The organism is Psychrobacter piscatorii (assembly GCF_043641605.1).
In the GTDB taxonomy this organism is placed as follows: Bacteria; Pseudomonadota; Gammaproteobacteria; order Pseudomonadales; family Moraxellaceae; genus Psychrobacter; species Psychrobacter piscatorii_C.
Genome location: NZ_JBHZRK010000001.1, coordinates 323,192 through 349,229, shown reverse-complemented (window position 1 = coordinate 349,229; position 26,038 = coordinate 323,192). Strand labels below are relative to the sequence as shown.

The window sequence follows — 26,038 nt, the reverse complement described above, 5'->3', positions numbered from 1 at the left end:
CCCACCTTGTTTTAAAAGTTTAGTCTGGCATTTCGTAAAGCGATTTCATTTTGGAAAGCAAAACGTAAGTATTTTTTCTCTACATCCGTTGCATCAGCCTTCAGTTTTATATTTTTTCCAAGAACTGAAAACTCATTATTTAATTCCGACGTTTGTACCACATTATTAGAGCGTATGACTCCACCAATTTTTACTGATATTATTTCAGGCTTACTTAGTGAATCTTTATATTGCTTGACTGTATAGTAACGAATGTTGCCACCATCTCTGGTACCTAATAAGACATCAAAATAGTCCATTTGCTCAACAATCGCTATACCTTTATCACCAAAGTCTTTTATAACGTTTTTGTCTGACAATACAGTAGATGGACTGCCGGCTTGACCCTGCTCCGAGTATTTGTCCATATCTTCAGTAATATATTTACCCGCATCACAATATAAAGAGAGTTGATTTGGTTTAGATGCATCTTGAGCATGTAAATAATAACGCTCTATGACTATTTGGCCATCGATAATTTTTTTGACCTTATTAATATTTACTTCACGGGGTCCCAATGCCAAGTTACCTTCACAATCGTACATATTTTGAGGTGCCCTAAACTGAATAGTCAGCTGTCCGCTAGGCGTGTTGGTAGCTGTCCTCGCTGACCACTGATTACCTGTACCAGCAGCTGTCACATCACCCGTATTAGTCAATAGAGCAAGAGGAACATCTGCGTTTCCATTCAACTTTATTCCTTTTAGATTACCCGTTTGAGTTAAAACTATACCTGAGCCTTCACTAGTATCATTCACTGTTCCCGCTAAACCTAAGTTTGCTAGTCGGATGTGTTCTTCTATAACTGGTATACCAAAGACATTGGAATCAATGATACTTGATCCTGCCTCTTGTAATGTAGCAGATCTAACGTTTGCAAGGTAGATTTGCATAACTGCTGCTGATATTAATAACCCTAAAACTAGAGAAATCATAAGCTCTACTAAAGTAAAACCAGATTGTCTCTTTGCTAAAATACTTATCGACTGTGTTGATGTATCTAAAGGCAATATTGACATCAGTAAGCCTCCATAATAAAACATGAGGCTGCAGGCTTATAGCTACCACTCGCATCAGTACATGAAGCATCCTGATCTGACATCGTTGGCTTAGTCTGATTCCAGCTTGCGATAATACATTGACGTTCATTGACACCACTCGTGTTTGGACAAACTTCTATATTTAGAGCGATATCTTTTGAGCAAGCTGATTTCACAATAGTACTAACATTGTATTTAACTGTTTCCTCTGAGGTGCAATTTGCTGTATTACAGTTTTTGGCTGAAGTAGCATAATCATTAGCTTTAGTACAGTAAGAACTAATAATACTTTCATCGCTATAGGTACTACTCTTATAAATATCGTTTACCTGTTTTCTATAAAGTGGGCTACTATCAGGCAAGATGCGCATACTCTCTGACAAAGTTTTTATCGCAGATATTGATTGAGTGCGCATGAGACTCTCATCCGTTGCTTTCACAGCACCTAATTGCATAGCACTAAACCCTAAGACGGCCACAGCTAATAGCAATAATGCAACGATAACTTCTACTAAACCTACGCCTCGTTGAAAAGTGAAAGTATTCATGTACAGACTCCTCCCACTTTAATGACTATACTACCTATATTGTTAACCTCGATTTGCCGAGGACTAGCTGTATTTTTATTATCACAAATATTATACATAGTAGCATCAGCAGTTTTATTAGGTCTAAATTGACTGCTAGTAGTGGCTGATTTTATACTTATTTTTGCATCATACTTATAACTTGCTATCGTAGTGGCTGATTTATTTGGTACTATATTTTGGATATTAATAACTTTAGTATTATCGTTATATACTAAAGTTAAAGGCTGACGAAGGATACGGCTCTCTATTTTAGCTTCTTTTAATGCATTAGCTAAAATCGCAGTTGTCGACTTAACACGCTGATTAGCCAGCTGTGTGCTAATATTTGGTGCAGCAATACTCACAATGATGGCCAATACAGCAATCGTTACCATCAGCTCAATCAAGGTAAACCCTAAACTGGCTGTTCTTAGCGAGGTCGGTAGACTATTCATAGATGCGTTCACATCAAATCCCTATTTAGCACTGCTAATGTCTGTCTCTTATCAGTTTTTATTTTAAAATAACTAGAATCTGCTGTTAGTTTTGCTAATAATTTTATAGTTAACTTAACTAATAACATGCAATTTTTGTTCCACAACATTCTGCTCATGTTATATATAAATGAGAAATAAGGCACATTTGATAGTTCAGTAGATATATACGTATCTAATAATATAGCGTTACAATGATATATTAGCAATATATTAATGATTTCAAACAGATAGGAAAAAAATTTATGATTGGCTGCCATGAGCTAAGGCATAGGCAGAGATGTCATAGTTGTCAGGGCTTTGGACATTTATGATCGCTGTTTGCTCAGATGAGATGAATGCACGTGCCAGTGCTTGCAAGCTTGCGCCTGTCGTAGACACATCATCGAACAATAGTAAGCGTTTTGCCAAAGGTTTTTCAGTTAGCGCAAACGCATTGTCTAGGTTGCTTAGACGTTCAGCGCGTGTGAGCCCTTGCTGACTGACCGTATCATCAATACGCTCAACACCATGCCATAAAGGTATTTGCCAATGCTTTGACAGTTGTGATGATAAAATACTGACAGGATCGAACCCTCGTTTCACTAGCCGTTGATTGGTCGTTGGCATGGAAACAATCACACTATTGTTACGATGACAGCCATGTGGCCGTGGTAGCTGACGTAATGCATGTAACAACAATGGCAATTTTGTCATGTCTTCATGATGCTTAAACGCCCGAATCGCTTGACGGATTGGATACTCATAATAGGTAGATACTTGGATAGATAAGGATCTACCAGCAGCAATGTCAACATCAAAAGGCTGTGGTAGCCATGCGATACTATTATGACAATAAGTACAGAGTAGACCTCTATTTAAGCGGTGATTGATTTGATGACAAATATGAGCGAAAGAGAATTGATTGCTTGAAAGAGAAAATTCAGAATTTTCGCTCGATGCGTCATTACTATTAACGTGTGAGTGCTGCATCAATAGCTGAGATTGTGGTGTACTTCGATAAATACGGCATAGCTGGCAGCGTACATTTAAATACTCTGCCAGCCACAGTCCGGTTTGATAAGGTACTAAGCGACGCATAGACTATTGATTATCATAAGACATGGTGAGACTCACTTATATTAGAGGCCTTTCCAGTCATTCAGTACGATACCGAAACCAATAGAGGTATTTTCATGATTATAATCAACAATGGACTCGCCGTAACCTTGGAATAGCTGCACCATACCATTGACGTTTTCTGACAATGGATAGATATAGTCGATTTGGGCAGCGCCTTTATTGGTCCTTGGATTGTAGCGCAAGGTACCGCTAATGCTTTGCTCGGCAGGCAAATCATATAAGAACTTGATATCGCCATAACCCATGTAATCTTCGATATCAGGGTTGTCATCGTCACTACTGCTATCACCATTCACTCGAGCCCATAGACGCGGTATGACTGACAGCTTACCCCACTCGGCCCCTGCCATCAAATAAGCACGGTTCCACGAACGTGATAATGGATCATCCTGTCCATTAGAATGGTGCACAGCGCCCGCACCTAACATGCGTAAACGTCCACCAAAAGGTAGATCTGCCGTCACAGGCTGAGTTAAAAATATTTCAGGTTGATAGTCGGTAGCACGAAATGGTCGTGAATTGTCTTCGTTATAAACCTGCCAATGTGACTCTTGAGTATAACCAAACCACAGATCAGCGCTGGTATCGAATAAATCCTCTGCGACTTTACTCTTTAAAGACAACTGAAATTTTAGCTCCGTCTCACGTATGTCATTAGAGTCAAAAGGTTCAATTTCTTGAGAAGGGGTGCTTGGATTTAAGTTAGGATCAAAAGTATAAAACAATGGCAGCAGATAAGTCGGACGGTATGGTCTTACCGTCCAAGTACCGCGCTCACTGTTTTGATCGAGATCATATGCCAGACTGAGTGGTGTGTATTTTTCAATATCTGCTTGAGTGACACCCACATTTTCTAGAACTTGAGCTTCTTGCTGATTGTCTGTGACCGTATCAAAACTATTAGTATCAGACTGTTGGTTAGAAGTTGCGCTCTCATCACTGAAAGTATTGGTCGAGTTCTCTTCCACAAAAACAACTTGTGGATTACCCGAAATAGTCGTCTTAAATGTTTTTGCCAAATCAACTGGTTGTTTGGTCGTGGTATAGCTTGGTTTTTTGCCTTGTTCAGCTACCTTATCAAAACAAGCCAAACGAGCGGCACTACTCTGCACTTGCGTACATTCAGAAAATAGCTTTGCTTGTTGAGCAATAAATTCTTTGCTGATTACTTTACCGCTCTGTGTGGTTACGCTCTGCGGCATCTCAACGGTTTCATATTCAAACGCCGCTTCTGGTACTGGCAGTTCGTTATAAGTTTGGCTATTATCAGCTGCTTGTACTTGTACCGCCGTACAACTCAACGCGATAGCGACTGCGATACTCAAATGAGTATTTAATGTGCGGCTACTGGCGTTACGACTGATTACATGAGTACGTTGTAATTGACGCTGAGTGGTGATGTGGGCAAACATAAATGTCCTTTATCTAACCAGCATTATCGCCAGCAGAGTATGTGAGTTAATTAATATAACTGTTAGCGTCGCCGCTAAAGAACTAGAAAATATGAGAACATCAGAGGCAGTTATGACAAATTGACATACCCCTTCAGTATTGTTACTTTATTGTAATGAAAATATAATCACTATACTAGCGTTATCGATATATTAAATCTGCTTAAAGAGACATATTGTGTGTGAAACCAAACGTTTAAAAGATATTTTAAAAATAATTTAATGGCATTAAAAAAGCCAGCACACCATTATTGGCGTACGCTGGCTTTTTTTCATTATTAAGCCTTAGCAAAAGATTTACTCAGGTTATTAAGTACGGGTTGTGAGCCATCAGTTGTTTAGCGTCGTTAAGGTTTGCTCAAACTTCAAGCGACCGATTTCGCCCACTTGCTGATTAACCAGTTGACCACCTTGATAATAGAGTAATGCTGGCGGGCCAAACAGCTTGTAGCGTGACAAAATGGCTTTGGAGTCTTCCGTAGTATCCGTAATATCAAGTCTCACCAACTGCCAGTCTTGCATCTGTGCTGGGCGATTATGAAATAAGTTTTTATCCATGATACGGCACTCAACACACCAATCTGCTGTCAAATCGACAAGGACATTAGGATTTGCCGCAACAATCGTATCTAGCTCAGCAAGCGTGGTGATCGTTTTATCTGTCGCCGCACTATCGTTGCCCATCGGCTGACCAGTCGCTGACTGCACCATCGTCGGCGCAGCGCTTAGCGAGGCTAATGGATGCAGGCTATCATCATTTCCTAATGCCGCACCCACGATCAAACAAGCGGCCCAAATACCAGCGATCAGACTCATGGCTTGGGTTAACATGCGTCTTCTGCCGAGCCAGCTCCACGCCCATGTCGCCACCACCATAAACCATAATGCCCAGACCATAAGCATCACTGGCGATATAAACACACGCTCAACTAATAACAATGCCACCGCGAATAATAGCAGCGCAAAGCCTTGTTTAACCCAGTTCATCCATTCTCCTGCCTTTGGCATGATTTTGCCCTGAGTGGCACCGATTAAAATAAGCGGTGCTGACAAACCGAAACCCAGCATAAATAAGGCGGCGAAACCCAAGAGCGGACTACCAATGGTAGAGACTGCTAATAGCGCACCGAATAATGGCGCAGAGACGCAAGGAGATACGACTAATGCAGATAAAAATCCAGCGATCAAACTACCGCCTGTGCTACCAAGCTTGCTATCGCCTGCTTGGCTAAGCCCTTGCATTTTTCGGCTAAGTGTTTGCGGTAAACGTATAGTAAAAGCATCCAGCATATATAGCGCTAACAAGACGAAAACGACCGCAAAGCTAATCAAAATAATAGGATTTTGTAACCAGCCAATAATACCTAATGACTCGCCAAATACTGCAATCACAGCGCCCAAAATACCATAGGCAGTCGCCACACCAATCGCATAACTGGTGGTTAGGATAACACCGCGTTTGACCGTTGGGTTTTGCTCGCGGGCCACAATATTGGCAACGATGGGCAGCATCGGTAGGACACAAGGCGTCAAGGCCAAACCTAGACCTGCTAAAAACAGTAAGACCAATGCGAGCCAAGGATGAGACGCCAAACCAAAGGGATCACCATCGACAAGGTTGTTAGCATTTACATTTTCACTGTTGATCGCGTCATTTGATACGTTAGCATTTGCTCCAGAAATCGTGGTCGTTGCAGTGCTACCATCTAAAGAGTCATACTCCAAAGTACTATCATCGATTAGATCATAATCAATAACCTCATCATCCATCAGCGCTTGTTCTGCTTGCGCCGTGGTGCTACTGGTACCAGTCGTTGCGGATGTCGTCTCAGTATTCCCAGCAGATATTGTCGTATCAGTCAGACTGTCGCTCGCGGCCGTCTCGTTAATAGACGCACGTTCTGCCTCGGTATTGGTATTACTTGTCGCGCTCTGTGACGATGCTGCTGTGATATTGACCGTGGTTTTGATTTTTTCAGGGGGATAGCATAATCCCGCTTTGGCGCAACCTTGCCAACCAATGACAACTGCTGCATCATCGATGCTTTTTCCGTTGTTACTGGTCAATGTGGTAGTTGCGACCATATTGGCTTGATCAAACACCAATACTTTACCAAATGTCGGATCGTCGATTGAATATGGCTTTTGGCTAAAGGTAAAAGGTGCCGCCGTCACGCCCGCAGGTAGCGTCAGTTTGATTTGATTCTTATAGACATAATGCTCAGGCGTGATATCAAAATTAATAGATAGACGCGTACCTGACTTGGTAGAGGCACTACTGCTACTCACCTGAAAGGCTTCATCTACTGGCAAAAATTTCGATTGCGCTGTATTTTGGCTGCTGCCAAATAGATCACCCAACCCTGCCGCTTGCGCCGTCGTTGACGTCGCTAACAATCCTGTCAATAGCGAGCCGCTAGCAATCGCACATGCTAAGACATACGATTTTTTTGCATGTGTATTTGCAGTCAATGATGGCGATTGTTGTGATGTCTTCATGGGCATGAATAGCTACCTGTTATTACCAATATTTGAATCAACATTCTCAATATTTATCTACGTGTCGCAGCAATATTTACCTTAGTTTTGATCTTTTCGGGTGGGTAGCATAGCCCAGCTTTTGCACAGCCTTGCCAACCAATGATAATCGGGGCATTTTTTGCGCCCTTACCATTATTGGTCGTCAGCATCGTAGTGGCAACAACACTCCTTTGCGTAAATACTGGAACTTTACCAAAGGTTGGATCATTAATGGACACTGGTGTCTGATTAAAAGTAAACGGCGTTGCGCTTATGCCTTTAGGAAAGCTTAACGCGAGCTGGTCTTTATAGACATAATGTCCTGGCGTGATGTCAAATGTGACGGATAAACGCGTGCCCTTAGATGTCGCTTTGGTGCTACTGATCACTTGGAAAGCTTCATCCACTGGTAAAAACTTTGATTGCGCGGCGCTACTACTATTAAATAAGTCGTTCAATCCTGCCGCCTGTGCGCTAATTGATGTCATTGATAAAGCGGTCATCAACGAGGTGGTTGCAACAGTAAACGCAAGCGCGTAGACCTTAGCCATGCGTTTATTGATAGCGACTGACTGTAGTGTTGGTATTTTTATTGACATAAGTTATTACCTTTGATGTTAGCTTCCAGTGACTGGCAGTACGGATATACACTTACTGATAAAACTACTTACCCTCAATACAAGGTTCATATCAGATGGTATTTATTTTACGTATCGATAAAAAATATCAACCAATAAAAAGTTATTGGTTGATATTAATGGGTCGTTGATTGCACGATAGCAAGTGCATTTAACGATATTTTATTGGTCTAGGCTTTCTAAATGCCGACAAGGCTAAATCTTATAGCTGAGCATAAAGATCCGCATCCTGACCTTCACCACCTTGCTGTCCATCTGCACCTAAGGAAAACAAGTCATAAGGTCGCCCTTCACTACCTGGCGCAACATATTGCATCTCATTTTCCCAACCATCTGTTGGATAGCCACCTTTAATATAGCCACCTTCAGGATAGTTTTTTGCATCCGCAGGCGGTGTGGTAAGCGCTTCTAAACCTTGCGCTGTCGTCGGATAGCGTGAATTGTCGACTTTATACATATCTAACGCATTAGAGACAGTAGCGAGCGCGGTTTCAGTGGTTTTGACGCGCGCTTTGTCACTTTGTCCGACTACTTTTGGGACGACCAAGCCTGCAAGAATAGCCAAGATGACGATAACCACCATAATCTCAATCAGCGTAAATCCCGATTGTCCAGACTTGCCTACCGAGCTGCGATGTGTCATTGAATGGACTCTCTGATGGTCATTTACAATGCCACCATGGGCTTGAATATTATTATTGTCATTTTTGGTATTGGCACTTTTTGGGCTAATATTTACTTGAAGGGTGTCAGTCATAGTCATCGCTTTGGTCATCACAGTTATGTAAATAGTAAAAGTGGCGTTCTAGTAGCACTCATGCATCTAGGGACTTATCAATAAAATCCTAAATCATCATCACTATAAACCATGGTTTTATTTTTATCCAGCGCTGTGCTCAGATTGTCATTACAGTCAATACCAAGTAATCATAATCATCAGCAGCAAGTAGCCGTTACCAAATAATCATCGATATTTATCACTATCGTTTTAACCCGCTTTCACTATAACGTGGCACTTAGGTTTACCATAGCAAAAATTTTGCTTGGTCAACAATATACAACAGTAAGCAAATCTTAAGAAAGCTAACGTAGGGTTTAGCAAGATAGGTAATTAAGAGAGGATAAAAAAGCAGATAGTTGATAGTTTGAGAAAAATATATCGGCTGTTTGTCAGCTAGTTAACTAGTCAGTTAACTATTGACTAGCCTGCCAAGTCATTCATATTAACGATTGGTAGCATCACTGCCATCACGATAATCATCACCACCACGCCCATCAAGACCAGCATCAAAGGTTCAAGTAGCGACAGTAAGGTGCTAATAAAATTGGTGGCCTCCGCTTCTTGCATCGTAGCGGCACGACTGAGCATGTTTTCAAGCTCGCCTGAATTCTCACCGCTTTTAATCATTTGTACCATCATCGGTGGAAAGTAAGTGGATTTTTCGAGTTGGCTGGATAAACTTGAGCCTTCTGTGACCCTATCAGCGGCAGTCACAATCGTTTGCTTAATATGCAAATTGGTCGTCACTGCCGCACCAATATGTAGCGCCTCAATCAACGGCACTCCTGAGCGCACCAATATCGCAAGCGTGCTGGCAAAACGTGCCGCATTCAATCCCTTAGACAATCTGGCTAATATCGGTAGCCTGAGCACCATACTATCTATTGCCAATTTCCCAGTCTGCGTTTGGGCAAAACGGTAAAACAAAAACGCAGTACCTGCCAATACCAGCAGCATTAACCACCACCACTGCGTAATGATATTTGATAACGTCAGAACGACTTGAGTAATTAATGGTAGGGCCTGTTCAGACTGCTCAAAGACTTTGACAATTTTGGGCACCACAAAACTCATCAGCCCCATGATGACGCCAATAGCCATAACCATCAGTACAATCGGATAGACCATCGCCCCTTGGATTTTCTTTTGGAGGGCAAAGCGGTTTTCGGTATAGTCGGCTAGCTGATTAAGGATTAGATCTAAGTGACCAGATTTTTCGCCTGCGGCAATCGTGGCAATATATAAGGGTGGGAAGCTCGCGGCTTGTTGCAGTGCTCGTGCTAAGCTTAAGCCTTCGAGGACATGTGAGCGTACCGCCAGCATCAGAGATTTGATATGTGTCTTTGGCGATTGTTTAGCGACAGCGGCCAAAGTTTCTTCAAGTGGAATACCAGCCGCTAGTAACACAGATAACTGGCGTGTGAGTAATGCAAGCTCATAAGCAGATGGTTTTTTATAGCGGCTTTTGTTTTGGCTTTGTCTGTCATTGACCGCACTGACTTCGACTGGTGTCCACTGCTTATCACGCAGCTGCTGCCGAACTTGCCGGGCAGAATCCCCTTCTAGCAAGCCTTTTTGGACACTACCTTGATCGTCAAGCGCTTTAAAATGATAAGCGGGCATAGCAGCAGATATCCTAAAAAAGTCACAGGTAGGGGTTTGGATGTATGGCTTAACCAAAAGGGCAATGTCTATAAAAAGTATCTATCAAAGCGGCGTTGAGTCGTTACTGTCAGGCATCAAGCCTTGTAATAGTAAGACATCCAAATGCTGCTGCTGTAACTTTTTATCAAAATCATTGACCTCAGCAATCAGCATTCTCTCAATGCGTTTATCACTCGCAAACACACTCAAGCGCGCACAAATCACTGCCAATTGATATACACGTTTTTTACAATACCCATCCAGACCTTGTAACAGCCTGACCATGTGCGGCGTCTCAAGACTAGCATAGTCATAATCAGCAACGACTTGCTGACCGAGCGCTGCCACACCATAACTGATAGACAAGTGCGCGCAGAAATAACAGCTGAATAAATACCCAACCACGTGACCGATATAATAACCGCGATCATAGGTAAAGCTGCTCACGCCAAAGTGACCGAGCACGTAGCTGTTGAGACTGCCTTGATCGCGGATTGGCTTGCCATGTTTTAGCTTACCGACAGTGGCAAAACACAGCGGGTTGCGCCCATCCTGCGTGGTAAGCTGCCAACCTGCTGGCTGCTGAGCGGGCATATGATGCACGATATCTGCAATAATATCATCGACCACGTGCAGCTGCTGCCAAAGTCGTTCAAGCATTTCTGTATCCATCAAACCACGCTTATCGAGCTGCTGAGCAAGCAAATACTGCTGATATTCTGCAAATTGTGATTTGAGGGTTTGTACTAAATACGTGGGGCGCGTATTGGCGGATGCCATATATAGCAGTCGAGTGCGTTCGTGCTGGGTATGATAAAGAGCCACACGCTGCGCAGCTACGTTTGACTCATTGGCAGTAGACTGTGTGGTTGATGTATCGGTGCCAAGCTGCTCGCTAGCGCCTACTTCATCAATGCTCTCTTTGGTATCTGACAAAGTAAATAGCGTTAATAATGCCGCTTTATCAGGCATCTCAGCCGTATTAGCTGACGCCATTTTGCCAGTATGCACCTTATCTTGCGCATTAGCTTTATCAGATTTCTGTTCTTTTTTAGCAGTTGCAGTAGTACCTTGGTGGCTATTGGCTTCTGTACTTGGCTTTGCGGTCGGTTCAGTCATAACATACCATCAGCAGCAAAAATAAACATCGTCTCGATCCTCTTATATCACTGGCATACAGTCACATATTATGCGTCAAATATAAACACTCACACCTCGACGACTCATTATTCCATAGTACCTGAACACAAGCGTATTGTCAGCCTTGCCTAGCCAAAATAGCGCCAGTTGACTGCCAAGTATTTTACCTATGCAAATGCTATATCTATATCAATCAAAAAAAGCGCTAAGGATACCTTGGTCGCCTTAACGCTTTTAATAAATGAACACTGAGGACGTTAAAATAATAACTTATGCAAGCTTTTGCTGTTGATACTGTTGACGGTACGCTTTTGGTGAGACACCATAAACGCGTTTGAACGCCTGACTAAAAGTTGAATCTGACGCATAGCCCACCATATCACTGATACGGCTGATACTATTTTGCTGTAAGCGCAAATAGCGTGCTGCCAAACGCAAGCGGTAATCAATCAAATAAGTCAGCGGCGGCATCCCTACTGTATCTTTAAAGCGCTGGGCAAAGCTCGAGCGCGACATACCTGCCACCTCTGCAAGCTTATGAATGGTCCAGCTTTGACTTGGCGCCTCATGCATCGCTGCTAGCGCCTTGGTCAAAAACGGATCTTTCATGGCCTTTAGCCAATTCTCTGTCGCCTCAGGTAAGCTTTCAATATAAACGCGCAAACATTCAATCATCATGATGCTTGCCCAGTGATTGATCACAGCCGTTTTGCCCATGCGTTCGCGCTCAGACTCCAAGGTCAAAAGCTTGATCTCCACATCAATCACCTCAAACCGACCATCAGCAGCGTCATTGAGCTCAGGCAATATCGGTGGTAGCACAGATAGTAGAGGGCTAATCATCTCTTTGTCGTATTTACATTCGATCAAAATCAGTGAGGAATTAGGATCGCCATTGCCATCGATCTCAAGCGTGCGATCTTGACAGTTGGTCAGTAACTCATCGAGGGGTTCAGCCACGTCACCATGATGGTTGAGTGCATAGCTCACGTGCTTATGCGCGTTCGGGATCATAATCATATCACCAGCACGAGCTTCGCGTAGGCCATTGCCAACGTCTATACAAAAACCACCCGACATCACCAAGTAAAATAAAATGGTGTCTTTTCTATTCATAGAATAAGACCAATTGCCAGCACCATTCAAACGATAATACTTGGTCTCAAATAAGTGCACATTCTGTAGCAATACGCTCAATGCGTCCATCAATCAGTTCCTCAATAATACAGGGTCAATAACAACAAATCTTAAAAAGGCGGGGGTGTATCCAAAATGCTTTAAATTTTTTCTATGTAGCCAATACGATGTTTTCATCAGCAGGATGCATCAAGACATAAGCATAATGCCCGATTTAAAACATGATGTCTATTTACTCATAAGCAGTACTAATAAATAGTAGAGCAGACACAGTCAGTTTAGGTTTTTGAAGAAAAACCTATCGCAAAATTGATATGAATAAGAAATCAGTAAATCACTAAACAATTAAAAGTTCAGAAAGCTTTAACCGTTTAATATTATAGGATAATACAGGGAAATAGAAATCAAGCAGACACAAAAAAACGCCAACAGTGGCGAGTGCTATTTATTAGATAAGATTTAGTATAAAGATAGGATTTATATGCAGATAATGCAAAATAAAATGGGGCGACTGATGGGACTCGAACCCACGACAACCGAGATCACAACCCGGGGCTCTACCAACTGAGCTACAACCGCCATAACTATTGCCAAAAGAATAGGCAAGATTTGCAGGCTAAATGGCGCGCCTGGCAGGATTCGAACCTGCGGCCACCTCCTTAGAAGGGAGATGCTCTATCCAGCTGAGCTACAGGCGCTCTTAGAGGACTTTTATACACTATAACCTAGTCTATAATATAATTTTTACTATATCAGAAACTAAATCATTATACATAAAAAAAAGCCTGTAAGGCTCTTAAAATAGATGGTCGGAGTGATAGGATTCGAACCTACGACCCTCTGGTCCCAAACCAGATGCGCTACCAAACTGCGCCACACTCCGAAATTCTCTATTATCACGATAGTTTGTTGATTAACTCGTTGTTGGCAATGCCGCTAACTTGTTAATGTTCCTCGCTATCGAGGTGCACATATTAAGGGGTAAAGGCGATTGTGTCAACACCTATTTTCGATTAATTTTAAATAATCTCTAAATTCTTTCAAAAAAGGCATTTTTATAAAAATAGTCTCTTCAAAAACCTTTGTTAATTATGATTCTTATGATTGATGGAATCATTATGCCTCATTCAAATTCGCAGGCAAATCACCGTTGACCATACCTGTCAGCACATCGAACGGTATCAACCATAAATCCGCATGGTTTGAGTGGTTACTTTTAGTACCATCGATAATGTCACTTTTACTATCGCCACTGTCACGATACATCTGCTGCTTAAGCGCAACTGGTCGTCTCTTGTCTCCCAATACAGGATATACCATCCAACCTTGCCCTGCTTGATAGGCCTGTGCATAGCTGGTCAACTGATAGGCGTCACTGGCAGTAATGGCACCAGCATGAGGCAGATATTTCCATTTGATATCGATGACATGGCTATAGCAACCGTTTACCGTCTCTTTACTAACCGCGGTGTCACTCTGATTTTGGTTATTATCATTATCAGCCGTTTTGTATATCAGCAAATCTGGTCGTATCGATACGCATGCTTGACCCTCGCTATCATTGAGCCAAACACTTTGGATTTGGTAAAAAGGATGATAATTGCTACTCAATTGCTGAAACATCGATGCGATGCGCTGACTCGCCCACTTTTCAAACGCCTGATTCATATCGATCAATAGACATAATTTTGGCTGAGATAAGTTTGGTCGAGTGGGATCAATACCATAACCTGTCGATGCCTTTGACTGCTGTAACAGCCAATAAGCTAGGTCTACCAACTGCTGTGCGGCTTGCAGTTGCTGTTTTTGTAATGGCAGGACGCTTAACTGCTGCTTTGCTTGAGCATATATTGACGCTAACCGCTGTCGTTCACGCTGGTTTAGCCCAAACAACGGCTGCCATGGTTGTAAGAGAGGTGTACATATAGATCTAGGCAGTAACGGCATCAGCCATACCAATGCGCTCTTAATCAAGCGATTGGCCAGCATATCTTGGCTCAACACACTACGCTCACAGAAAAACTTATGCGGCTGCATGCTGTTATGTCGTAACTGCTCTTTGATGAGCAGGCGCCCTTGTAGCGATGATTGGTTATTGATCTGCGCCTGATAGTGCTGGGTTGGCTGATAACGAACCAAGCGCTGCAAAAACTGCTCTAATAGCCAGTCTGACAATGGCGGAGCCTCTACAGATAATGGCATTGACTGATCACTAAATTGACCAAGGTTTTTCATACTAGGCAGCTTACGACTTTGACGTGCATCAAGACGAGTCAAGTCGGATAACATGCCTTGTACCCAGTGACGAGTTTGAGCGATATTATTATATTGAGTGGATTGATCCAGCTTTGGCAATAGCTCAAGTGTCATACCACTAGGCAAGAGGATAATTCCTATATGATGCCCAACCTTGAGTTGCCACTGTCCTTGTTTACGCTTGATGGTAAAGACGGCAAACTCTTGCGCCATTAGCCAATGAAAGTCAGAGACATGCGGAAAATCGTGCGCTGTGAGGCGTTGGTGTTCAAATACCGTGACAACCTTCGCTGCGGGAGCCTTACTGTTAGGTATACGAGCATAAAAACTATCTGCATTAATATTATCTGCATTAATATAGTTTCCTTGCGCATAGTATTGATTATGAGTTCTCACTAAACAGCCACCTTACTCGTACAAACGCTGATAGATAGCGGGCTTGCTAAACTCACCAATCTTAGCAATAAGGTCGGGATTCATCATATAGCCACCTACGTTCATCGATTGACCAAGAAAGGCGCCCTGCCCTGCAAACATTTGATGTTGAGTCGTTGTATGGTTCTTACTCATCGGATCATACAAATCATTATTTATCATTGTTTGGCTGTCGTGGATGAACTGGGTACTTAGCGGTTGCTGCTCATCTCTAAAAATATACTGCAAGATAGCCACTTGACCGCCCGCAGCTTGCGCCAACTGCGGGATGATCTGTTCGACCAACACCATTTGTAATTGCTCTAAATCATCGACTGCGAACAAAAACGCATGCCCCAACTGCGCCTCGGCTCCTAGCGTCTGTGTGATACGCATGTTTAAGCCTGTTAGCAATTTGCTTAAATCTACCGTGTCCGCTTCTGCACGATTAGTCGTGTCGCTCATACAGCCAACTATCGGTAATAATTCAGGCTGCGGTGGACAATCAATAAAGCGGAAACGTCGACGTAATGCCATATCAAGCGGCGCAAGCGAATGATCTTGGGTATTCATAGTGGCATAGATATCAACATTGGCAGGCACACTAAACGCACGCCCAGAATACGCCAAATGAACCATCATCGCATTTGGCTTGCCAGCGCGCTTGTCTTGCTCGATCAAACTGAGTAGCTCGCCAAAGACTCGTGACACATTGGCACGGTTGATCTCATCAATCAACATCGCGTAACGGTGCTGAGGGTCACGCGCGGCACGCTGACATAGCTTTAAAAAGGCCCCATCTTGAACGGCGTAGCTCATTTGGGTATTACTCGAGTGACTGTTATTTGCGTGGATAGAGCCGCTCATAACAGGACGAATACCTTCTACAAACTCTTCATAACCATAAGCTTGATGAAAGCTCACCATACTAAAACGCTGCTGACCAGAATTTTGGTTTTGATTGGACTGACTATCATGCTGTGCCTGCTGAAACTCCGCCAATTGCTGTGAAAACTCTGTTAGCAGCACCACACTCTCAGGCAGTAAATACCATGCGCCACTATTATCTTTATCAAAATACGCTTGGCTGGCACGATTATCAAAACTTACGGTTTTAGAATCTATAGGACTATGTCTGCGAAGCTCTAACCAAGCAGTGCTCTCTAGGTTTTTATCACGTGAGTTTTGTGCCGCTTTAGTGATAAAAAAAGGATGGTCAACAAGCTCTCGCACTTTGACCAAATCCTGTTGTCCAGCCCGTAAGTCTAAAAATATCAAACATAGTACTTCACGCCAGCTTAGGCTTTGCAACAGCTGCCCAAGTAGCGCTTCATTATTTGTCTCAGGCAGGTAATCGGTATATTGCTTCGCGATTTGGAGCAATCGATAGGTTTTGCCAGTACCCGCGACGCCAGTATAAATAATATTGGTCGGCTCGTGAGTAGACATATCAGACATAGCATCATCCAGTATTGAAAATTTATAAAATAAGACGTACCAACATCACGCTATTATAGCGCGGTGGTATAGTAAGAAATTGTCTACTAGGCAGATCCGTGCATCACCATTGAGCTATTTTAATTATTTAAGACTATATTCTAGCAACACAATATAGATGACTGCTGTTTTATAAGCGCAGCAGTTCATGCTAATAATAGTAGGAAAGCAGCGGTTAATGTACCATAGTGTTTGTAATGGCTTTGCTAACACTTACTGTTTGCCACTATCAAAAAACAACATTCGATTTATCTACGTTAAGGAATTTTGTATGTCAGGATTATTGAAAAAACTGCCCGTCAAGCTGACCAATAAAAAACCAGCCAAAGTCTCTGACAGCACAAGATCATCCATCGAAAAACCCAGCAGCACGCTAAAACCAATCAGTAATCAATTCACCAAACTGTTATCTGTGACCAAATATCTACCTGCCAGTGCGCGCTCAAGCATTCTCTCAAAGGCCTTTGGCAAAGTCGTACCCTACGTAGGGACAACAGGCGTGTATTATGAAATGGTTGAGCCCAATCAAGTCGTTGTCAGTCTAAACAATGTGAAAGGGGTACAGAATCATATTGGCTCGATCCATGCAGTAGCCATTACTCTACTGGCTGAAACGGCAACTGGCTTCATTTTGGGGTTAAACTTACCCTCTGATCGCGTACTACTGATTAAATCCTATTCCGTTAATTTTTATCGCCCGATCAAAAAAGGTCAAATTGCGGCCGTAGCCAGTCTATCTGATGAGCAGCGCTTGCAGATTTTAAATACGCCAAAAGGTGAAATGGTTATTCCTTGCGTCATTGATGACCGTGAATCTGATAGTGACCGCGATCCGATTGTAGTGGAGATGACTTGGGCTTGGATTCCAAAATCTGAACTAGAGGCGCGCCGCCAAGGCAAAGCAAGCGAAAATGTCTCAGAAGATAATACGGATACTACCGCAGACAACGAGCAAGACGACGCGCTCTCTGCAGACGATGAGACTATTAATAACAAATAATCGATTAAACAGACGTAACATATGCTATTTGCATTTTGTGGCGCATCTAGCATATTTATGATCAATCAACTCAGTAAGGAGACAAGGATGTCCAAACTTAGCACCTATTTATCTATCGTACCACTGGTTGCTATGTGCTCATTAGGCTTGGCTGTTGGTGCTAACGCCAGTCCGACAGCCGCTAGTGCTAAATCTAGCCCAACTTTTTTGGGTGACAGCAATCCCTATCCTTTTTCAGAAGCCGTACGTGTTGGCAATACATTATATATGTCAGGACAAATTGGTATTAAAGACGGCAAGTTGGTCAAAGGTGGTATCGACACTGAAACCAAACAAACACTAGATAATATCCATAGCACGCTACTAAAATACGGCTACCGAAAATCTGATATCGTCAAATGTATGGCCATGCTGACTGATATGGATGACTTTGATGATTTTAACAAAGTATATAAGGCAGAACTGTCTAGACCTTATCCTGCACGCTCAGCGTTTGGCGTATCGGAGTTGGCTGCAGGAGCGAGCGTTGAGATTGAGTGCATCGCTGCCAAGTAATGGCAGTTGAAAACGTTACCCTGTTAATTTCAGAAAAAAGATCAGATAACTGGCTATTTCGCTCAGTTATCTTTTTCTACTTTTCAGACATTGCGCACCAGACACTATTCTCCAAATACTGTTTCTCATCGTTTATAGCTAAGCATTTATACCAGTATCGTATCATCCGTTAAGGCACTTTCTTTCGTCACTCGCAGTACCTCTTCTAGCGTCGTTCGCCCTTCTATCACTTTACGTAGACCATCCGCGCGAATCGATGGTGTCTGCTGGCGAGCATACGCTTCTAACTCATACTCAGCGGTATTACTATGAATCATGCGGCGCAGCGTATCATCAACTGGTACGACTTCATATATCGCCGTACGTCCTTTGAATCCTGACTGATTGCATTTATCGCAGCCAACTGGCTTGGGTAGACAAATCGCATTACTTGCTGCATTTTCAATATCGCTGTCCAATACTTTCTCAATACCAATTTCGGTAAAAAGTTTGGCTTGTTCGGAGTCTGCCACCTGCCAGTCGTGACAGTGTGGACATAAAGTACGCACTAAGCGCTGTGCCACCACGCCGATCAGTGACGACGATAATAAAAACGGCTCAACACCCATATCTTGCAAGCGAGTGACTGCGCCAATCGCGGTGTTGGTATGCAGCGTTGATAAGACCAAATGCCCTGTCAAAGATGCCTGTACAGCGATCTCTGCCGTCTCTAAATCGCGAATCTCACCCACCATCACCACATCTGGATCTTGACGCAACATCGCGCGCAAACTTTTGGCAAAGGTCATATCTACCTTATTATTAACCTGTGTCTGTCCGATACCGTCAAGCTGAAACTCAATGGGATCTTCGGCGGTCAAAATATTGCGCGTTTGATCATTCAAATCAGTCAGTGCCGAATATAGCGTGGTAGTCTTACCCGAACCCGTCGGCCCTGTGACCAAAATAATCCCATGCGGACGATGAATCAAGCGCTTCAGCTCTGTATAGTCATTATCAGATAGCCCCAAATACGTCATGTTAAGACGTCCCGCTTGCTTGTCTAGTAGACGCATCACCACGCGCTCGCCAAAGCTCGACGGCAGTGTCGATACACGCACATCGACTTCTCGCCCTGCCAGTCGTAAGCTAATACGCCCATCTTGCGGTACACGCTTTTCTGCGATATCCAGCTTGGCCATGACTTTGATACGCGAAACTAATAACGGCGCGAGCTGGCGTTTTGGCGTGATAATTTCTTTAAGCTCGCCGTCGACACGAAAGCGAACCACCAAGCGTTTTTCAAAAGTTTCGATATGAATATCTGAGGCGTTTAGGCGAATGGCTTCTGACAACAGCGCATTGATCAGACGAATAATGGGCGCATCGTCTTGCTGATCCATCAAGTCTTCAGTCTCAGGGACGCTATCTGCTAAGCTATCAAGATCCGGATGATCTTCAAGCCCAGCAGCGATATGCTGCGACTCTCCGGTATTACCAGCGTAAGCCGCGTTCATACGCTTTTCAAAATCATCCGAGCTGACACTTTCGTAAGTTGGTACGCCGCGACTACCTTGCTGCTGTAAAAACCGCACCGCTTCATTGATTGCGGATAATGGTGTGGCTTTCGTCAATACCAAAGTTGGCGGCAACTCAGGGTCGATGGCAAGTATGGCCAAAATCTGATGGCGTTTCGCAAAGCTGTACGGCAACTGCATCATAAAGACAACCTAATAAATAGAGATAGTGTCAAATAGACAATCACGCCAAAGCACTGTAAATACACTGAGCTTGACTGATCAAGCCCAAAAAGATTGCAAGTAAGATTGCATGAGTTTGTTATAATAACATTTTGTTTTAGACGCGTATTATTTTATGTGGTCGGCGTTTTTTACGTATCGCCACTCGCCTATTTTTACGGTATGTATAGCCAACTTATCATGCGATTTTTTATTTTGCTAACAGTGCGCTATTATTGTCTACTTCACTTTTTTAATATTACTTAGAAATCTCGTTATATTTTTTCTGTCCACCTTGCCCGCTCGCTATTAGGATTTTTAGTTATGTCAGAGAACGTTAGCACTGCTACTCACCCGACACCACTTTTACAAGATACTTTTACCGTTGGTAGTCGTACCTTTTCCTCTCGCCTGCTGGTCGGTACGGGCAAATACAAAGACATGAGTGAGACTGGAGAAGCGATTGCCGCTTCGGCAGCAGAAATCGTGACCGTCGCTATTCGCCGTACCAATATTGGACAAAACAGCAACGAGCCAAATTTGCTTGATGTCATCTCTCCTGACAAATACACGATTTTGCCGAACACGGCTGGCTGCTTCGATGCCGAAACCGCCATTCGTACGTGCAAGCTTGCGCGCGAGTTATTGGACGGGCATAATTTGGTTAAGCTTGAGGTATTGGGCGATGAAAAAACCCTTTATCCTAATATCACTGAGACCTTAAAAGCGGCTCAAGTACTGGTTGATGATGGCTTTGAAGTCATGGTCTATAGCTCAGATGATCCTATCGTCGCCCAAGAGCTAGAAAGCATGGGCTGTGTCGCCATCATGCCACTTGGGAGCTTGATTGGTTCTGGGCTTGGCTTACTCAATCGCCATACCCTCAGCCTCATCATCGAAAACGCCAAAGTGCCCGTATTGGTTGACGCGGGTGTTGGTACAGCATCTGATGCTGCGATTGCCATGGAGCTTGGCTGTGATGGCGTTCTGATGAACTCAGCGATTGCTAATGCGCAAAACCCTGTGATGATGGCACATGCCATGAAACATGCCGTATGGGCAGGCCGCGCCGCATTTTTGGCAGGTCGTATGCCGATGCGTAAGATGGCAACTGCCAGCTCACCGCAAACAGGATACTTTTTCCAGTAAGCGCTTGCTCGGGTCAGCCCTAACAAAAAACCGATTATAAAATAATAAGACAGAAATCTGGTTGGGTCAGCACTCCGTCAGCTATCATTTTTATTCATTATCGTCATAAAAGGATTTATTATGCGACTTCTCACAGCAGTCGACCAGTTGTTCTTACTTCTTGAGTCGCGTAAACAGCCAATGCACGTTGGCGGATTGTTTTTATTTGAATTACCCGAAGGCGCTGATAGTGACTTTGTCTATCAGCTGGTAAAACAAATGCAAGAATCCGATGTACCGCCAAGCTTTCCGTTCAATCAGGTGCTAGAGCATTTGGTGTTTTGGAAAAAAGACAAAGATTTTGATGTTGAGCATCATTTTCACCATGTGGCACTACCAAGTCCTGGACGCATCCGTGAGCTTTTGATGTATGTCTCAAGAGAGCATGGGCGACTGTTAGATCGTGCAATGCCTCTCTGGGAATGCCACGTCATAGAAGGGATTGAGCCAGAAGTAGAAGGCGGGCCTGAACGTTTTGCTTGGTATTTTAAGATTCATCACTCGCTCGTTGATGGTATCGCTGCCATGCGTTTGGTAAAAAAATCCTTATCACAATCCCCTACCGAACCCGTCACCCTACCAGTCTGGTCACTGATGGCGCGTCATCGTAATCAAGTGAATGCTATTTTGCCTGCCGAAAGATCTATCAGGCGCATCATGAAAGAGCAGATATCTACCATCAAACCGGTATTTACAGAACTGATAGACAATCTGAAAAACTATGGTGATGAAGGCTATGTTGGTACGTTTGACGCGCCGATGAGTATTTTAAATAGGCGCATATCTGCATCACGTCGTATCTCGGCGCAGTCTTACGACATACAGCGCTTTAATAAAATTGCCGAAAGACTAAAAATCAGTAGAAACGATGTGGTATTAGCCGTCTGTGCTGGCGCCATTCGTCGTTATTTGATCTCGATGGATGCACTCCCCAGCAAGCCGCTGATTGCGTTTGTACCGATGTCACTGCGTACTGATGATAGTATATCGGGCAACCAGCTGTCATTTGTACTGGCGAATTTGGGCACACATTTAGACAACCCACTACGCAGGATAGAGCTTATCCATCGCAGTATGAATAATGGCAAACGTCGCTTTCGCCGCATGAATCAAGCGCAAGTCATTAATTACAGCGTCATCGCCTATGCATGGCAAGGTATCAACTTGGCGACTGGTGTATTTCCAAAAAAGCAGGCCTTTAACCTTATTATTTCTCACGTTCCTGGTTCTGAGAAGCCGCTGTATTGGAATGGTGCACGCTTACAATCACTGTATCCCGCTTCTATCGTATTCAACGGTCAAGCAATGAATATCACTTTGGCCAGTTATTTGGATAGAATTGAATTTGGCATTACTGCTTGTAGTAAAGCATTACCGCGTGTCCAAGACATGCTCATGCTGATAGAAGAAGAGCTACAGTTGCTAGAAACTGTCAGTCAAGAGTTGGCGTTTAAAGGTATCACCGTTGAAGACAAACCTGTTAAGAAAACAAAAAAGCTGGCTCCATAACGGAACCAGCTTTTTAATATTTGAATCGCTCGGCGTTTAAGCCTGCTTATTTTGTGATTAGATCACATCGCCCCAAATTGGTACGACGGTTTGCATCAATGGCTTGAGCAGTTTAACGTTACAAGCAAAGATAGAACCTGAGGTCATAGAGTTGTGCGCGCCTGTGTGATCGACCACAACGCCGCGCGCTTCGGTGACGATAAGCTCACCTGCTGCGATATCCCAAGGCTTAATCGACATCTCAAAATAACCATCAAAGCGACCAGCAGCAACATAACACAAATCAAGCGCCGCTGAACCCAGACGACGTACTTGACCACCAGCTTCAGAGATCTTTTGTAAGCTCTCAAAGTGCTGCTTGGCATAAGAGATCACTTCACCGTTGCGCTTACGCTCAAGCGGATGACCTGTGGTAAAAAACCCACCATCGATGGTTTTGCGTTCGCTGACGTTGATACGACGTTGGTTCAAACGTGCGCCTTTACCACGGCTAGCAGAAAACATCTCATCACGGACTGGGTCATAAATGACACCGTGCTGAGTCACGCCTTTGTGCTGTACAGCGATAGATACGCAGAACTGCGGTACACCATGAACGAAGTTTTTAGTACCATCTAGCGGATCGATAATCCAGCACCAGTCAGCGTCTTCGCCGCGACCTTCTTGCATACCAAACTCTTCACCCAAAAACGAATGATTCGGATAGCTGGCTTTTAGCGTCTCAATCGTGAGCTCTTCGCTAAAGCGATCGATGCGTGTAACCAGACCATCAAGTCCTTTAGACTCGATATCTAACTCGATTTTGTGACGGTTTTGATGCGCATATAAAATCTCTTTACCAACTTTCTCAGCAGTACGCGCTGCGATGACGACCATGGGTTCCATAAATAACCTATTTGCTTGATGAATGAATATAAAAAATAAGACCAACTCTGTGCCCACAACATGCCAAACAGCCGCCGCATCACACCACATCTATGCGATTAAAAACGTGTCTTTTATAAATGAAAACTTATAAACGACAACCGCATTATACTAAAATTGTTCGATAAAAACGAAAAAACCGTCACGCTGACCAAGCCAATATTTTGGTGGTCACACAAACTGCGCAAGTTGTAAAAAAGTCAGCACCTACGGCTAGCAGGCGTTTGCTCTATTCAAGAGCTTATATCGGTTTTAATTAATATGTTTTTAAAGCAATAATTCTTAAATAATATTGTAAATCTAAAAATAAAAATTAAGACAACAGTTGCTTAAGCTGCTTAATCACACCAGCAACATCTAAACCACAATCAGCCCACTGCTCTGCCTGTGAGCCATGCGCGATAAAGCGATCAGCAATACCTATGTTGCTAACAGCTGGACGCTGACGTTTAAAAGCAGCCGACTCATTGAGCAAGTACTCATTGACCGCACTACCCGCACCGCCCATGATCATATGCTCTTCTAGAGTCGCGATATGCGTCACGCCTTGCGCCAGTAAGCTCTCAAGCATTGCAGTATCTAGCGGTTTTACCCAGCGCATATTGACCACATGTACCTGGCACTCTAACACTGTATCATCACTGGTTAGACTCTCGGCGGCTTGCTGAGCGGTCGCCACCATCGTACCAAAAGCCAATATCGCTAACTTATAAGGCGCATCATTGCTGCCCAATACTGACTCAATAAAGGCTTCACCGATTTTATAGTTTTGTGCTGGCTGCTCGATAGCTGCACCTGTACCGGTGCCACGCGGATAACGAACTGCCGTACATCCCTGATGTTCATAGCAAGTATTGAGCAAATGGTAGCATTCATTCTCATCTTTCGGCGCTGCAATCACTATATTCGGGATACAACGTAAAAAGCTAAAATCAAACACGCCTGCATGCGTGGCACCATCTTCACCAACGAGACCCGCTCGATCAATGGCAAACATGACATCGAGATTCTGTAGCGCCACGTCATGAATCAGCTGATCATACCCACGCTGCAAGAACGTCGAGTAAATCGCCACAATAGGTTTGACACCTTGCGTCGCCATACCGGCCGCTAGCGTTACCGCATGTTGTTCAGCAATAGCCACATCAAAAAAGCGTGTTGGAAAATGACGAGCAAAGTCAATCATGCCCGAGCCTTCTTCCATAGCAGGTGTGATCGCGAGCAACTTATCGTCTTCGACCGCTTTATCACATAAGAATTTGCCGAACACTTGCGAGTATTTTAGCGCAGGTTTTGTATTTTGTTTTGGTGCTTCTGTAGATTTGCTATGAGAATCATTATGAATCTCTGCTGGTAGCTTGCTAATCGCATGATAGCCGACCGGATCTAGTTCTGCTGGTGCAAAGCCTTTACCTTTAGTGGTATAGATATGTACTAAAACAGGACCTTTGACTTGCTTGGCAATTGACAGCACACGCAATAGCTCAGGAATATTATGCCCATCAAACGGACCAAAATAGGTAAAGCCAATCGCTTTAAATAAGTTGTCCTCTAACTGCGGTACATCGCGCATCTCTTTGTGACGTTTACGGCGATCAAATGCTTGCATATCAGGACGCTGGCAAAGCACAGGCTTGCCTGACTCAGAGATATCAACCTGATAACCTGACTCCCAAAGCATCGCTAAATGCCGTGAAAAACCACCGATAGAACAAGAAATCGACATATCGTTGTCATTCAAAATGACTAGTAGATCGGCATCTTGTTGGACTGCATCGTTCATGGCCTCAAAAGCCATACCACCAGTCATCGCACCATCACCAATGATACAAGCAACCGTTTGCGCGCGGCCTTGGTAGCGTAGCGCCAAGCTCATGCCCAAACCGGCTGAGATAGAGGTTGATGAATGCCCAACGCCAAATGTATCATAGATAGACTCTGCACGCTCTGGGAATGCAGTTAGACCATCTTTTGATCTGATCGTTGCCAACTGCTCACGGCGACCAGTCAGGACTTTGTGTGCATAGGCCTGATGACCCACATCCCATACAATCTGATCTTGCGGCGTATCAAGCAAATAATGCAACACGATCGTCAGCTCAATCACACCTAAATTAGCGCCAAAATGTCCACCGCTTTGACCGGCTGAATATAACAAAAAAAGACGCAGTTCATCAGCCAGCGTAATCAGCTGAGTGGTTGAAAGCACATTCATATCAGAAGGTGTGTCAATGGCATCAAGCAATGGCGTATGCGGACGCACGCGAGGAATCACAGTATAAGTCTGCTGTAAGCTCGATAGCTGGGCGGCAGAATCAGATACTGATGCAGATGAGGACTGAGACTTTGGGGAATGAAGTGACTGCTGCATAAACCGTACGATACCTACCAATCTGCTGACA

At 43.7% G+C, this 26,038-nt stretch carries 20 protein-coding genes and 3 tRNA genes; 4 read left to right on the top strand and 19 right to left on the bottom strand.

What is annotated here, in order from left to right:
- Positions 1–11 precede the first annotated feature (11 nt).
- From ACHUET_RS01555 to ACHUET_RS01480, 16 genes are all read right to left on the bottom strand, one after another.
- Complete coding sequence (locus tag ACHUET_RS01555; RefSeq protein WP_394210081.1) at positions 12–1,058, bottom strand: PilW family protein; 1,047 nt, start codon at positions 1,056–1,058, stop codon at positions 12–14.
- Positions 1,058–1,627, bottom strand: a complete 570-nt coding sequence (gene pilV / locus ACHUET_RS01550; protein WP_394210079.1) for a type IV pilus modification protein PilV — start codon at positions 1,625–1,627, stop codon at positions 1,058–1,060. Before pilV ends, ACHUET_RS01555 begins: the two co-directional genes overlap by 1 nt.
- Positions 1,624–2,115, bottom strand: coding sequence for a pilus assembly FimT family protein (locus ACHUET_RS01545; RefSeq protein ID WP_394210077.1), 492 nt, complete (start codon positions 2,113–2,115; stop codon positions 1,624–1,626). The genes pilV and ACHUET_RS01545 overlap by 4 nt, the downstream gene beginning before the upstream one ends.
- 270 nt (positions 2,116–2,385) lie before the next feature.
- The gene (locus ACHUET_RS01540; RefSeq protein WP_394210075.1) at positions 2,386–3,222 is read right to left on the bottom strand and encodes a ComF family protein; all 837 of its coding nucleotides are present in this window, start codon (positions 3,220–3,222) and stop codon (positions 2,386–2,388) included.
- 41 nt (positions 3,223–3,263) lie between these two features.
- The gene (locus ACHUET_RS01535) at positions 3,264–4,676 is read right to left on the bottom strand and encodes a phospholipase A (RefSeq protein WP_394210073.1); all 1,413 of its coding nucleotides are present in this window, start codon (positions 4,674–4,676) and stop codon (positions 3,264–3,266) included.
- A 369-nt stretch (positions 4,677–5,045) separates the two neighbouring features.
- Positions 5,046–7,220, bottom strand: a complete 2,175-nt coding sequence (locus tag ACHUET_RS01530) for a cytochrome c biogenesis protein CcdA (RefSeq protein ID WP_394210071.1) — start codon at positions 7,218–7,220, stop codon at positions 5,046–5,048.
- Positions 7,221–7,267: 47 nt separating this feature from the next.
- Positions 7,268–7,834, bottom strand: a complete 567-nt coding sequence (locus ACHUET_RS01525; RefSeq protein WP_394210069.1) for a protein-disulfide reductase DsbD domain-containing protein — start codon at positions 7,832–7,834, stop codon at positions 7,268–7,270.
- Between the two features lie 241 nt (positions 7,835–8,075).
- Complete coding sequence (gspG, locus tag ACHUET_RS01520; protein WP_201601482.1) at positions 8,076–8,516, bottom strand: type II secretion system major pseudopilin GspG; 441 nt, start codon at positions 8,514–8,516, stop codon at positions 8,076–8,078.
- Positions 8,517–9,074: 558 nt separating this feature from the next.
- Complete coding sequence (gene gspF / locus ACHUET_RS01515) at positions 9,075–10,277, bottom strand: type II secretion system inner membrane protein GspF (protein WP_394210067.1); 1,203 nt, start codon at positions 10,275–10,277, stop codon at positions 9,075–9,077.
- 84 nt (positions 10,278–10,361) lie between these two features.
- The gene (locus tag ACHUET_RS01510; RefSeq protein WP_394210065.1) at positions 10,362–11,417 is read right to left on the bottom strand and encodes a hypothetical protein; all 1,056 of its coding nucleotides are present in this window, start codon (positions 11,415–11,417) and stop codon (positions 10,362–10,364) included.
- Positions 11,418–11,708: 291 nt separating this feature from the next.
- Positions 11,709–12,644: an AraC family transcriptional regulator gene (locus tag ACHUET_RS01505; RefSeq protein ID WP_394210064.1), complete on the bottom strand. Its 936-nt coding sequence runs from the start codon at positions 12,642–12,644 to the stop codon at positions 11,709–11,711.
- 434 nt (positions 12,645–13,078) lie between these two features.
- Positions 13,079–13,154 (bottom strand) — tRNA-His (locus tag ACHUET_RS01500).
- A gap of 42 nt (positions 13,155–13,196) precedes the next feature.
- Positions 13,197–13,273: transfer RNA gene (locus ACHUET_RS01495), tRNA-Arg, on the bottom strand.
- A gap of 108 nt (positions 13,274–13,381) precedes the next feature.
- Positions 13,382–13,458 (bottom strand) — tRNA-Pro (locus ACHUET_RS01490).
- Between the two features lie 233 nt (positions 13,459–13,691).
- Positions 13,692–15,227 (bottom strand): McrC family protein, encoded by a 1,536-nt coding sequence (locus ACHUET_RS01485; RefSeq protein ID WP_394210062.1) that lies wholly within the window; start codon positions 15,225–15,227, stop codon positions 13,692–13,694.
- 12 nt (positions 15,228–15,239) lie between these two features.
- A complete protein-coding gene (locus tag ACHUET_RS01480) occupies positions 15,240–16,703 on the bottom strand; it encodes an McrB family protein (RefSeq protein WP_394210061.1) in 1,464 nt (487 codons plus the stop codon).
- A 310-nt stretch (positions 16,704–17,013) separates the two neighbouring features.
- On the opposite strand from ACHUET_RS01480, the gene ACHUET_RS01475 reads away from it, so the two are divergent.
- Together ACHUET_RS01475 and ACHUET_RS01470 are read left to right on the top strand one after the other, a co-directional pair.
- Entirely contained in the window at positions 17,014–17,742 is a 729-nt protein-coding gene (locus ACHUET_RS01475) for a DUF4442 domain-containing protein (RefSeq protein WP_394210059.1), read from the top strand.
- 87 nt (positions 17,743–17,829) lie between these two features.
- On the top strand, positions 17,830–18,297 hold the full coding sequence (locus tag ACHUET_RS01470) for a RidA family protein (protein ID WP_394210057.1): 468 nt from the start codon (positions 17,830–17,832) through the stop codon (positions 18,295–18,297).
- Positions 18,298–18,443: 146 nt separating this feature from the next.
- On the opposite strand, the gene gspE is transcribed toward ACHUET_RS01470, so the two are convergent.
- Entirely contained in the window at positions 18,444–19,997 is a 1,554-nt protein-coding gene (gene gspE, locus ACHUET_RS01465; RefSeq protein WP_394210055.1) for a type II secretion system ATPase GspE, read from the bottom strand.
- A gap of 342 nt (positions 19,998–20,339) precedes the next feature.
- Here gspE and ACHUET_RS01460 point away from each other — a divergent pair, with 342 nt between their 5' ends.
- Positions 20,340–21,164, top strand: a complete 825-nt coding sequence (locus tag ACHUET_RS01460) for a thiazole synthase (RefSeq protein ID WP_227675816.1) — start codon at positions 20,340–20,342, stop codon at positions 21,162–21,164.
- 120 nt (positions 21,165–21,284) lie between these two features.
- On the top strand, positions 21,285–22,712 hold the full coding sequence (locus ACHUET_RS01455; protein ID WP_201601434.1) for a WS/DGAT/MGAT family O-acyltransferase: 1,428 nt from the start codon (positions 21,285–21,287) through the stop codon (positions 22,710–22,712).
- A 57-nt stretch (positions 22,713–22,769) separates the two neighbouring features.
- Here ACHUET_RS01455 and ACHUET_RS01450 read toward each other — a convergent pair whose 3' ends face one another.
- Together ACHUET_RS01450 and dxs are read right to left on the bottom strand one after the other, a co-directional pair.
- The gene (locus ACHUET_RS01450) at positions 22,770–23,597 is read right to left on the bottom strand and encodes an inositol monophosphatase family protein (RefSeq protein WP_075105898.1); all 828 of its coding nucleotides are present in this window, start codon (positions 23,595–23,597) and stop codon (positions 22,770–22,772) included.
- 352 nt (positions 23,598–23,949) lie between these two features.
- Complete coding sequence (gene dxs, locus ACHUET_RS01445) at positions 23,950–26,007, bottom strand: 1-deoxy-D-xylulose-5-phosphate synthase (RefSeq protein ID WP_394210053.1); 2,058 nt, start codon at positions 26,005–26,007, stop codon at positions 23,950–23,952.
- Positions 26,008–26,038: the final 31 nt, after the last annotated feature.

What these genes read in the sequence shown, in the direction of transcription:
- ACHUET_RS01475 (WP_394210059.1), top strand. Translation starts at nt 17,014, where the DNA reads ATGTCAGGATTATTGAAAAAACTGCCCGTCAAGCTGACCAATAAAAAA.
- ACHUET_RS01460 (WP_227675816.1), top strand. Translation starts at nt 20,340, where the DNA reads ATGTCAGAGAACGTTAGCACTGCTACTCACCCGACACCACTTTTACAA.
- ACHUET_RS01480 (WP_394210061.1), bottom strand. Translation starts at nt 16,703, where the DNA reads ATGTCTGATATGTCTACTCACGAGCCGACCAATATTATTTATACTGGC.
- ACHUET_RS01510 (WP_394210065.1), bottom strand. Translation starts at nt 11,417, where the DNA reads ATGACTGAACCGACCGCAAAGCCAAGTACAGAAGCCAATAGCCACCAA.
- ACHUET_RS01450 (WP_075105898.1), bottom strand. Translation starts at nt 23,597, where the DNA reads ATGGAACCCATGGTCGTCATCGCAGCGCGTACTGCTGAGAAAGTTGGT.
- ACHUET_RS01530 (WP_394210071.1), bottom strand. Translation starts at nt 7,220, where the DNA reads ATGCCCATGAAGACATCACAACAATCGCCATCATTGACTGCAAATACA.
- ACHUET_RS01525 (WP_394210069.1), bottom strand. Translation starts at nt 7,834, where the DNA reads ATGTCAATAAAAATACCAACACTACAGTCAGTCGCTATCAATAAACGC.
- ACHUET_RS01535 (WP_394210073.1), bottom strand. Translation starts at nt 4,676, where the DNA reads ATGTTTGCCCACATCACCACTCAGCGTCAATTACAACGTACTCATGTA.
- ACHUET_RS01555 (WP_394210081.1), bottom strand. Translation starts at nt 1,058, where the DNA reads ATGTCAATATTGCCTTTAGATACATCAACACAGTCGATAAGTATTTTA.
- pilV (WP_394210079.1), bottom strand. Translation starts at nt 1,627, where the DNA reads ATGAATACTTTCACTTTTCAACGAGGCGTAGGTTTAGTAGAAGTTATC.
- ACHUET_RS01540 (WP_394210075.1), bottom strand. Translation starts at nt 3,222, where the DNA reads ATGCGTCGCTTAGTACCTTATCAAACCGGACTGTGGCTGGCAGAGTAT.
- gspF (WP_394210067.1), bottom strand. Translation starts at nt 10,277, where the DNA reads ATGCCCGCTTATCATTTTAAAGCGCTTGACGATCAAGGTAGTGTCCAA.
- gspE (WP_394210055.1), bottom strand. Translation starts at nt 19,997, where the DNA reads ATGATGCAGTTGCCGTACAGCTTTGCGAAACGCCATCAGATTTTGGCC.
- dxs (WP_394210053.1), bottom strand. Translation starts at nt 26,007, where the DNA reads ATGCAGCAGTCACTTCATTCCCCAAAGTCTCAGTCCTCATCTGCATCA.
- ACHUET_RS01470 (WP_394210057.1), top strand. Translation starts at nt 17,830, where the DNA reads ATGTCCAAACTTAGCACCTATTTATCTATCGTACCACTGGTTGCTATG.
- ACHUET_RS01505 (WP_394210064.1), bottom strand. Translation starts at nt 12,644, where the DNA reads ATGGACGCATTGAGCGTATTGCTACAGAATGTGCACTTATTTGAGACC.
- ACHUET_RS01455 (WP_201601434.1), top strand. Translation starts at nt 21,285, where the DNA reads ATGCGACTTCTCACAGCAGTCGACCAGTTGTTCTTACTTCTTGAGTCG.
- gspG (WP_201601482.1), bottom strand. Translation starts at nt 8,516, where the DNA reads ATGACACATCGCAGCTCGGTAGGCAAGTCTGGACAATCGGGATTTACG.